The sequence below is a fragment of the Aneurinibacillus sp. REN35 genome (assembly GCF_041379945.2).
Lineage (GTDB): Bacteria > Bacillota > Bacilli > Aneurinibacillales > Aneurinibacillaceae > Aneurinibacillus.
This window is the reverse complement of the sequence record NZ_JBFTXJ020000005.1, coordinates 302,270-312,734: the sequence shown is the minus strand read 5'-3', so window position 1 is coordinate 312,734 and position 10,465 is coordinate 302,270. Positions and strand designations below refer to the sequence as shown.

The following is a 10,465-nucleotide window of genomic DNA, read 5'->3' as shown; positions in this document are numbered from 1 at the left end:
GGTGTCAGTGGTAGGGGAGCGTTCCTGCAGCAGTGAAGTCAGACCGGAAGGACTGGTGGAGCGGCAGGAAGTGAGAATGCCGGTGTAAGTAGCGAAAAGAGAGGTGAGAATCCTCTCCGCCGAAAGCCTAAGGGTTCCTGAGGAAGGCTCGTCCTCTCAGGGTTAGTCGGGACCTAAGCCGAGGCCGAAAGGCGTAGGCGATGGACAACAGGTGGAAATTCCTGTACTACCTCCACTCCGTTTGAGCAACGGGGGGACGCAGGAGGGTAGGGTGAGCAGACTGTTGGATATGTCTGTCCAAGCAGTGAGGCGTGTGTGTAGGCAAATCCGCACACTGTAACGCCAGGCTGTGATGGCGAGCGAAATTTTAGTAGCGAAGTCCCTGATCTCACACTGCCAAGAAAAGCCTCTAGCGAGGAGTGAGGTACCCGTACCGCAAACCGACACAGGTAGGCGAGGAGAGAATCCTAAGGCGCGCGAGAAAACTCTTGCTAAGGAACTCGGCAAAATGACCCCGTAACTTCGGGAGAAGGGGTGCCCCGGTAGCGTGTCAAAGCGCGAGGGGGCCGCAGTGAAAAGGCCCAAGCGACTGTTTAGCAAAAACACAGGTCTCTGCGAAGCCGCAAGGCGAAGTATAGGGGCTGACGCCTGCCCGGTGCTGGAAGGTTAAGGGGAAAGGTTAGCACCTTCGGTGCGACGCTTTGAACCGAAGCCCCAGTAAACGGCGGCCGTAACTATAACGGTCCTAAGGTAGCGAAATTCCTTGTCGGGTAAGTTCCGACCCGCACGAAAGGCGTAACGACTTGGGCACTGTCTCGGCAAGAGACTCGGTGAAATCATAGTACCTGTGAAGATGCAGGTTACCCGCGACAAGACGGAAAGACCCCATGGAGCTTTACTGTAGTTTGATATTGTAGATTGGTGCATGCTGTACAGGATAGGAGGGAGACTGCGAAACTCGGGCGCCAGCCTGGGTGGAGTCGCCGTTGGGATACCTCCCTGCGTGTACTGATCTTCTAACCTCGTGCCGTGATCCGGTACAGGGACAGTGTCAGATGGGCAGTTTGACTGGGGCGGTCGCCTCCTAAAAGGTAACGGAGGCGCCCAAAGGTTCCCTCAGAATGGTTGGAAATCATTCGCAGAGTGTAAAGGCACAAGGGAGCTTGACTGCGAGACCTACAAGTCGAGCAGGGACGAAAGTCGGGCTTAGTGATCCGGTGGTTCCGCATGGAAGGGCCATCGCTCAACGGATAAAAGCTACCCTGGGGATAACAGGCTTATCTCCCCCAAGAGTCCACATCGACGGGGAGGTTTGGCACCTCGATGTCGGCTCATCGCATCCTGGAGCTGAAGTAGGTTCCAAGGGTTGGGCTGTTCGCCCATTAAAGCGGTACGCGAGCTGGGTTCAGAACGTCGTGAGACAGTTCGGTCCCTATCTGTCGTGGGCGCAGGAAATTTGAGAGGAGCTGTCCTTAGTACGAGAGGACCGGGATGGACGCACCGCTGGTGCACCAGTTGTTCCGCCAGGAGCACAGCTGGGTAGCTATGTGCGGCCGGGATAAGCGCTGAAAGCATCTAAGCGTGAAGCCCCCCTCAAGATGAGATTTCCCACAGCATAAGCTGGTAAGACCCCTTATAGATGATGAGGTAGATAGGTTCGGGGTGGAAGCGTAGCAATACGCGGAGCTGACGAATACTAATCGGTCGAGGGCTTAACCAAAAATCAAAGATTCCTTTACAGCGTCATTTTTCTTCGATCCAGTTTTCAGGGTGCAAGTTTTTGTACTTTATATCTTGTATGGACAGATGTCCGAGTTGGTCGAAGGAGCACGATTGGAAATCGTGTAGGCGGGGTTAACTCGTCTCGTGGGTTCGAATCCCACTCTGTCCGCCATGCTTATTGGCCCGTTGGAGAAGCGGCTTAACTCACATGCCTTTCACGCATGCATTCAGGGGTTCGAATCCCCTACGGGTCACCATTTTTTCAAATAGGGTTATGCGATAAGGTGATGCTCTGTCACAACGCAGAACCTGGCACATCTTGTGCGTTGGAGGATTAGCTCAGCTGGGAGAGCATCTGCCTTACAAGCAGAGGGTCGGCGGTTCGATCCCGTCATCCTCCACCATTGTAAATCTATATATTGTCGCGGGGTGGAGCAGTTGGCAGCTCGTCGGGCTCATAACCCGAAGGTCGCAGGTTCAAGTCCTGCCCCCGCAACCAATATTATATTTGCACGACGTCGAATAATCTTCTTCGTTCAAATACGATGGTAGTACTCGAAGAGTGCAATCAAAATATCATCCGTACTACGTCGAATGAACAACTTTAACGGATGAAATCGGTGGTGCTTGAAAAGTGCAACCAAAATTGTATTTACATACGGAGCCGTGGTGAAGTTGGAGTTCACGCTGGACTGTCACTCCGGAGGTCGCGGGTTCGAGTCCCGTCGGCTCCGCCATTTATTATTTGTTTTATAAGAAGACCGCCCTCTCACCCGAGAGGAAGTTCTGCTACGAACGCTCACATCGTGTGAGCAACGCAGAACCTTGCGCATCCTGCGCGTCGGAGTCCCGTCGGCTCCGCCATTCTTTTAGTTACATACATATATATGGCTCGGTAGCTCAGTCGGTAGAGCAGAGGACTGAAAATCCTCGTGTCGGCGGTTCGATTCCGTCCCGAGCCACCATTATTCTTTTTAAGAATGATCATGCCGGTGTAGCTCAATTGGCAGAGCACCTGACTTGTAATCAGGGGGTTGAGGGTTCAATTCCTTTCGCCGGCATCTCTTATTTCTACTACGTCGAATTACTTCAAAGCGGAAATAAGATCGGTAGTACTTAAAAAGTATATCCTCAATTTTCATTCTTAACTACGTTGAAATACTTCTAGGTAAGAATGAAATGAGTGGTACCCGCAGGGTGCATCTCTTATCTCCACAAATTTCATTGTGCTTTTATTTATTCTGGAGGGGTAGCGAAGTGGCTAAACGCGGCGGACTGTAAATCCGCTCCCTGTGGGTTCGGCGGTTCGAATCCGTCCCCCTCCACCATTTTATTATCACTAATATAGGGGCATAGTTTAACGGTAGAACAGAGGTCTCCAAAACCTCCAGTGTGGGTTCGATTCCTACTGCCCCTGCCACTTACACTTACTTATGGCGGTCGTGGCGAAGTGGTTAACGCATCGGATTGTGGCTCCGACATTCGTGGGTTCGATTCCCATCGATCGCCCCATTATTGGGGTATAGCCAAGCGGTAAGGCAACGGACTTTGACTCCGTCATGCCCTGGTTCGAATCCAGGTACCCCAGCCATTTTCCTATACAGTAAAGTTGAAATGACCGAGTAATGCATATATACTATTATAAGATGCGGACATAGCTCAGTTGGTAGAGCACGACCTTGCCAAGGTCGGGGTCGCGAGTTCGAGTCTCGTTGTCCGCTCCATCTATATTCATTCTTCCTGCGTTGAATCAATCCGAAGCGAGAATGAGATAAGTTGTACTCATAAGAGTGCTCCATTTATATAATTACCATAAAAAAGTTATGTTACCTGTTTATATGGAGGTATAGCCAAGTGGTAAGGCAAAGGTCTGCAAAACCTTTATTCCCCGGTTCAAATCCGGGTACCTCCTCCAATTTTATTTTGCCGGGGTGGCGGAACTGGCAGACGCACAGGACTTAAAATCCTGCGGTAGGTGACTACCGTACCGGTTCGATTCCGGTCCTCGGCACCACTTTTCACAACATAACTTTTTTGCTTTGCCGATGTGGCGGAATTGGCAGACGCGCACGACTCAAAATCGTGTTCCTTCGGGAGTGTCGGTTCGACCCCGACCATCGGTACCACATATATAGCTTTATTGCGGGTGTAGTTCAATGGTAGAACATCAGCCTTCCAAGCTGAATACGTGGGTTCGATTCCCATCACCCGCTCCATTTAGTTTCCTTTCTCTACATCGAACAGATTCGGGGCTAAATAACCTTATGTGGTACTTATACATACTAATAACGCGGTTTTTCGTTCCATAAAGGACGAAGGAGCGCGTTTTTTATTATATTCATATTTGGGGAAAAGATAAACAATGTCCGAATTGAGAAAGGAGAGTACCTATGCTGCTGCCAGAGAAATTTTTAACTTGCGTTCGCTGTGAAGATGGTTTAAAGCGCGAAGAAGGACAAACACCGGTTCCAGGAGAAGGGATACCAAATGCCGATATTATACTCATCGGGGAGAGTCCTGGAGCGGAAGAGATGAAGCATTGTCGGCCCTTTATAGGAAAGGCTGGAGAGAACCTAAATGGATTTCTTGAATCCGTCGGGCTTGATCGAAGTCAAATGTATGTGGTTAATACAACACGATGTCGACCGTATAAAGAAACGGAAAAAATATTGAAGAATGGAAGCAAGCGGGTCACTAAATCGAATAAGCCGCCTTCTCAACATGCTATTCGCTCATGTGCTGCTTGGCTGGATATGGAGATTGAACTTGTTAATCCAACGTTGCTTGTGACGTTGGGCTCAACGCCATTAAAGCGGCTGATTCCTGATGAAAGTATTTCAAAAGTACACGGTACTTTATTGACTGTACCAATACAGAAAGCTGAAAAAAATGAGGACAGCCGAGAATTCGCGTTATCACATAAACCATTTAATGTTTTTCCTCTGTATCATCCTGCTGCAATTATTTATCGTCGAGAACTGAAGGAAGTTTTCGAAGAAGATTTGAGAAAGCTAAGAAAGGCTGTAGAACAGCTTAACATTTCATCGGTACTTCTATAAGCCGAACTTTTCCTCTATACATCTGTATGGAGGATTTTTAATTAAAAAAACGAAATAATTATCTGAAGCTTTAAATAAGTTGTAATAATTCGTAAAAATCCTTGCCATGATAAAAAACGTACGTTATTATATAACAAACGAGAGATAAACACGAACTGTACTAATACAACGTGTTATCCATAAGCCGTTCAGGAGGCTTGTTAAACCATTGACCGACATTTATATTTATTTCAGCTGATCGAAGGGGGCGCAATGTAATGGACGTACGCACGAAGAAAGTAAAAAGCAATCCAATTCTTACTCGCGAAGACTGGAACAAACAGCGCTATCAGGCAGAGCAACATCCCGGACAATTTCATGGCAATATCGCTAAGCGAGAGATTCACTGGTATGATCAGAAGTCAAATGCTTGGGTTATTTGGAGTGATGAGCATAATCAGTGGTTGGGCTTGGATGCGGATGCAGGTTCACCCGTAACGGTCACCTACTCGCCAAACTATGAACCGTGGAAGAACGCATTTGATGATACAGATGCCCCGTTCTATAAATGGTTTACAGGTGGACAGACGAATGCCTGCTTTAATGAAGTGGATCGCCATGTAATTACTGGGCATGGTGATGAGATTGCATTCTATTTCGAAGGTGATCGTTGGGATCAAGCTAAGAATGATGGACGAGGCGGACCGGTTGTCGAATTCGCTGTGACACGTAAAAAACTGCTCTTGGAAACGGTGAAGGCAGCGGAAGTCTTGAGTGGACTCGGATTAAAAAAAGGTGATCGAATCGCTTTAAATATGCCGAACATTATGGAACAGATCTATTATACAGAGGCTGCCAAACGTCTTGGCATTATTTATACAGCCGTTTTTGGCGGATTCAGTGATAAGACGCTGAGTGATCGAATTCATAATGCAGGTGCTAAAGTAGTCATTACATCTGATGGCGGCTATCGTAACGCACAGATTGTAGAATTTAAAGAGGCATATACAGATCCCGCTCTTGACAACTATATACCAAAAGAGATGGCTCAGCGAATTGTGGAGGAGAAGCTGCAAGAGCTTACGTTGACCACGGAACAAGCAGAGCTAATTAAAAATAAAGTAAATCAAACGATCGGCACTGAAATTACGGTAGAGCGTTCTGATGCGATGCGCGGTGTCGGGATGGCGCTTGCCCAATTTCATGACATGGATGCGGAAGAAAAGTCGTATATCCGTACAGTAATCGCCAAAGGATTGGTCGAAGCTCCGCCGCGTGTAGAAGCTGTTATTGTAGTACGTCATACTCGTCAGCAGGATCTCAATTGGCGTGCTGAACGGGACCGCTGGTCACATGAATTGATGGCAGCGGCGAGTGATACGATACTTAAAGCAGCTCGCAAGTTAGGATTTGAGATCGCTGATGAGAAAGAGCTTCTAGAGCTTGGGACTGAGGATTTTATTAAAGTAATGTATGCTGTTTCCAAGCCTGTGCCGGTGGATGCAGAATATCCTCTTTTCATCATCTATACGAGCGGAAGTACCGGAAAACCTAAAGGTGTTGTTCATGTGCATGGTGGTTATGTGGCGGGAATTGCGCATACAATGAAGATCTCCTTTGATGCCAAGCCGGGCGAAGATATAATGTATGTCATTGCCGATCCCGGTTGGATTACAGGGCAATCCTACCAGATTTGTGCGGCGCTTACGACACGTACGACCAGTATTATAGCGGAAGGTGCTCCCGTTTTTCCGAGTGCAGGGCGCTATGCCAGTATCATTGAACGGTATAAGGTAACAATTTTTAAAGCGGGCTCGACGTTCTTAAAATCAATCATGTCCAATCCACAGAATCGAGCAGATGTAGAACAATACAATATGGATACCCTTCGAGTGGCTACATTCTGTGCAGAGCCGACCAGTCCGGCTGTTCAACAGTTCGGCATGGATTTAATGACCTCTCAATACATTAATTCATATTGGGCAACAGAGCATGGTGGAATTGTGTGGACACATTTTTATGGGAATGGTGATTTCGAATTGAAGGCAGATGCGCATACATTCCCGCTTCCATGGATATTTGGCGATGTGTGGGTATCGGAAGGAAATGGAGAGAGCGGCAAGGCGAAGTTCCGTTCTGCTGCGTTTGAAGAAAAGGGCGAGATTGTCATTACGAAGCCATATCCTTATCTAGCCCGGTATATCTGGGGTGATGAGGCGAACTTTGGCAATCCGGAATGGAAGGGAGATGCCGATCGTTATGTAGATACGTACTGGGGAAAGTGGGAGAATAACTGGGCGTATACGCAGGGTGATTTTGCCATGAAGTATGAGGATGAATCCTTCTCCTTGCATGGCCGCTCCGATGACGTTATCAATGTATCGGGTCATCGCATGGGGACAGAAGAGATCGAAGGGGCGATCCTGCGTGACAAGCAGATTAATCCTGATTCTCCTGTAGGTAATGTGCTTGTAATTGGTGCTCCGCACAGAGAAAAGGGGTTAACACCTGTGGCGTTTATTCAGACGGCACCAGGTGCGAAGCTTACCTTAGAAGATCAGCGCCGCTTATCTGAATTGGTACGTCAGGAAAAAGGTGCGGTAGCTGTACCAAGCGACTTTATAGAAGTTGCACAGTTCCCAGAAACACGCAGTGGCAAGTATATGCGGCGTTACTTGAGCAATATGCTGAGCGGGGAGGCACTAGGCGACACATCTACACTTCGCAATCCGGAATCAATCGAAGAAATTCGGCCTAAAATCGAACAATGGCGCATGAAGACCAAGATGGAAGAAGAACAAAAGATTTTTGAGAATTATCGTTTCTTCCGTGTCCAATATAATGATGTGCTGCCTGTGAAGAAAGTTGCCACTGTTACAATTACAAATCCGCCAGTTAATGCATTGAATGAACGTGCGCTAGATGAATTGAATACGATTGTCAGCCACTTGGGCCGACGAGAAGATATTAAGGTTGTAATTTTTACCGGACAGGGAACGGGATCATTCGTCGCAGGTGCTGACGTAAAGCAATTCTTAGAGGAAATGTTTGAAGTCGAGGATGTATTGCCGCTTGCCCACAAAGCACATTTGGCGTTCAGTCGTATCGAGAGTCTCGGAAAGCCGGTAATTGCTGCGGTGAATGGTGTAGCTCTTGGTGGCGGGAATGAGTTCCAGATGGCTACACATTATCGGATTGCCGAACCGCATGCTGTATTTGGCCAGCCAGAGATTAATCTAAACTTAATTCCAGGCTATGGTGGAACACAGCGCCTGCCTCGTCTGCTTCAAGAGCGGAGTGGAGAGAAAGGTTTCCTTAAGGCTCTACAAATCATTCTAAATGGTCGTCAAATTGATATTGAAGAGGCAGAGCAGATCGGCTTAATTGATGAAATCATGCAAGGAAGCGAAGATGTATTAGTACGCGCTTCTGCCCTAGCCCGCGAATATATTATGTTTGGCAAAGGCGTGCTGAAGGATGCGTTTGACCGTCACAATAAACTGGTGGAGAATTGGAATACGCCGCAGGCATTTCCGCAGGATGCAATTGATAGCAGTACAGAAATCCAGCGAATTCTTCGCCAATCAACTTATGCAGGAAGAAAAGAGGCAGCAGAACGTGCAGTAGAGGCTGTTCGTGCTGGATATGAGCAGGGCATAAAGAAGGGAATGGAACGTGAAGCCCAATTGTTCGCTGAATCTGTAATTGATCCGAAAGCAGGCAAAGCAGGCATTCAAGCGTTTCTGGATAAGAAGAGTCAACCGCTTCCAACAAGGCCGAGATTTCAGCCAGATGAAGCGGAGCAGGCCGAACTGGTTCAAAAGGGCGACCTGCTTCCGGTTGGTGCTCCTTATTTTCCAGGATTCACACCGATTCCATCCTGGCAGTATGCATATGCTGTTACAAAAAATGATGAGACAGGTGCAGTCGATCATGGCGATCCAATCGATGCTGAGAAGAAAATTGTAATTCCGGTTGAGAAGCCAAGTGCGAATGAAGTCCTTTTATATGTATTAGCGAGTGAGGTTAACTTTAATGATATTTGGGCTCTGACAGGTATCCCAGTTTCTACACTGGATGATCATGATCTTGATTATCATGTAACAGGAAGCGGTGGTATTGCGCTTGTCGCGGCCGTTGGTAGTGAAGTGAAGCATGAGGGCAGAGTAAAGGTAGGGGATCTCGTTACGATTTATTCCGGACAGAATGATCTGTTATCACCAACTGTTGGTCTTGATCCGATGTTTGCTGATTTTAGTATTCAAGGATATCAGGGTCCGGATGGTTCGCATCAACAATTTATGATTGCACAGGCACCGCAAGTGCATGTAAAACCGCAGGATGCTACACTTGAAGCGGCAGGAAGCTATATTCTTAATTTAGGTACGATATACCGCGCGCTCTTTACAACGCTGCAGATTGAGCCGAATAAAAATCTGTTCGTAGAAGGAGCAGCCACAGGAACAGGGCTTGAAGCACTTAAATCCGCTGCGCGCAACGGCCTTTATGTAACAGGAATGGTATCGAGTGAGGATCGTGCCGCATACATTCGCGAACAGGGAGCGGCAGGCGTTATTAACCGAAAAAATGAAGCATACAGCCAAGCATTTACGAAGGTTCCGGCCGATCCGTCCCAATGGGCAGCATGGGAAGCAGCAGGACAGAAGATTCTAGACGATTACCGCGCACAGAATAACGGGCGTCTCGCTGATTATGCGGTATCCCATGCAGGAGAAGTTTCATTCCCACGTTCGTTCCAATTATTAGAAGAGGGTGGTACGCTAACCTTCTATGGTGCCTCAAGCGGATATCACTTTACGTTCATGGGCAAGGCAGGCTCTCATACGCCGCGTGAGATGTACGAAAAAGCACTGCTGCGTGCTGGAGAGGCTGTTCTGATCTATTACGGAACGGATACGAGTGCCGATGGAATCGTGGATGAGACAGGATTGATTGCTATTGAATCTGCCCGTGATATGGGAGCACGGATTGTTGTAGCTACGTATACAGATGCCCAAAAAGAGTTTGTACAAAGTCTTGGATATGGGGATGCGGTACGCGGTGTACTAAGCATCGAAGAGATTAAACGCCGTGAAGGTGACGAGTTCATCTGGCCGGATACGATGCCTGATTTCCCGAATCCAAAAACGGAAACAGAAGCATTTAAAGAAGCAGTACGCTACTTTACGGATTATATCTTCAAGCCGTTCGGCAGCGCTGTTGCTAAGTACCTGCGTTCGCCTGACAATCCGCGCGGTTATCCGGACTTAATTTTTGAGCGGGCAGGACATGATACGCTAGGCGTGAGTACGACATTATTGAAGCCATATACTGGCCGTGTTGTATACAGTGAAGATATGGGACAGCGACGTTACAGCTTCTATGCGCCGCAAGTGTGGATGCGTCAACGCTGCGTTTATATGCCAACCGCCAATATTCTTGGTACGCATTTATCCAATGCATATGAAGTCATTCGTATGAATGAGATGATTGATTCGGGGATGCTTGAGATTACGGAGCCGGTATTCGTACCTTTTGAAGAATTACCGCAGGCTCACCAAGAGATGTGGGAAAACCGTCACGTTGGAAGCTCCTATGTTGTAAATCATGCCATTCCGCAACAGGGTTTGAAGACCAAAGACCAGCTATATGAAGCATGGGCTGTGCAGATGAGTGAAGAAGTCAACAAGGAACCGACCAAATAA

Annotated in this window: 2 protein-coding genes, 16 tRNA genes and 1 rRNA gene; all 19 read left to right on the top strand. The window is 47.7% G+C overall.

Annotated features, from left to right (window positions below):
* Positions 1 to 1,720 (top strand): 23S ribosomal RNA (locus AB3351_RS12510); the annotation flags it as partial.
* 80 nt (positions 1,721 to 1,800) lie between these two features.
* A tRNA-Ser gene (locus tag AB3351_RS12505) sits at positions 1,801 to 1,894 on the top strand.
* A gap of 8 nt (positions 1,895 to 1,902) precedes the next feature.
* A tRNA-Glu gene (locus AB3351_RS12500) sits at positions 1,903 to 1,979 on the top strand.
* 71 nt (positions 1,980 to 2,050) lie between these two features.
* A tRNA-Val gene (locus tag AB3351_RS12495) sits at positions 2,051 to 2,126 on the top strand.
* A gap of 19 nt (positions 2,127 to 2,145) precedes the next feature.
* Positions 2,146 to 2,221: transfer RNA gene (locus AB3351_RS12490), tRNA-Met, on the top strand.
* 161 nt (positions 2,222 to 2,382) lie between these two features.
* Positions 2,383 to 2,459: transfer RNA gene (locus AB3351_RS12485), tRNA-Asp, on the top strand.
* A gap of 152 nt (positions 2,460 to 2,611) precedes the next feature.
* Positions 2,612 to 2,687: transfer RNA gene (locus tag AB3351_RS12480), tRNA-Phe, on the top strand.
* A 23-nt stretch (positions 2,688 to 2,710) separates the two neighbouring features.
* Positions 2,711 to 2,783 (top strand) — tRNA-Thr (locus AB3351_RS12475).
* A 182-nt stretch (positions 2,784 to 2,965) separates the two neighbouring features.
* Positions 2,966 to 3,050, top strand: a tRNA-Tyr gene (locus AB3351_RS12470).
* A gap of 18 nt (positions 3,051 to 3,068) precedes the next feature.
* Positions 3,069 to 3,142, top strand: a tRNA-Trp gene (locus tag AB3351_RS12465).
* Between the two features lie 16 nt (positions 3,143 to 3,158).
* Positions 3,159 to 3,234: transfer RNA gene (locus tag AB3351_RS12460), tRNA-His, on the top strand.
* Positions 3,235 to 3,238: 4 nt separating this feature from the next.
* A tRNA-Gln gene (locus AB3351_RS12455) sits at positions 3,239 to 3,313 on the top strand.
* 57 nt (positions 3,314 to 3,370) lie between these two features.
* A tRNA-Gly gene (locus AB3351_RS12450) sits at positions 3,371 to 3,446 on the top strand.
* Positions 3,447 to 3,562: 116 nt separating this feature from the next.
* A tRNA-Cys gene (locus tag AB3351_RS12445) sits at positions 3,563 to 3,637 on the top strand.
* A gap of 10 nt (positions 3,638 to 3,647) precedes the next feature.
* Positions 3,648 to 3,736 (top strand) — tRNA-Leu (locus AB3351_RS12440).
* Positions 3,737 to 3,763: 27 nt separating this feature from the next.
* Positions 3,764 to 3,848 (top strand) — tRNA-Leu (locus tag AB3351_RS12435).
* Between the two features lie 16 nt (positions 3,849 to 3,864).
* A tRNA-Gly gene (locus AB3351_RS12430) sits at positions 3,865 to 3,938 on the top strand.
* A 174-nt stretch (positions 3,939 to 4,112) separates the two neighbouring features.
* Positions 4,113 to 4,781 (top strand): uracil-DNA glycosylase, encoded by a 669-nt coding sequence (locus AB3351_RS12425; protein ID WP_371147464.1) that lies wholly within the window; start codon positions 4,113 to 4,115, stop codon positions 4,779 to 4,781.
* Positions 4,782 to 5,038: 257 nt separating this feature from the next.
* Positions 5,039 to 10,465, top strand: a complete 5,427-nt coding sequence (locus AB3351_RS12420; RefSeq protein WP_371147463.1) for an AMP-binding protein — start codon at positions 5,039 to 5,041, stop codon at positions 10,463 to 10,465.

Coding starts and splice junctions, on each gene's coding strand:
- AB3351_RS12425 (WP_371147464.1), top strand. CDS start 4,113: ATGCTGCTGCCAGAGAAATTTTTAACTTGCGTTCGCTGTGAAGATGGT.
- AB3351_RS12420 (WP_371147463.1), top strand. CDS start 5,039: ATGGACGTACGCACGAAGAAAGTAAAAAGCAATCCAATTCTTACTCGC.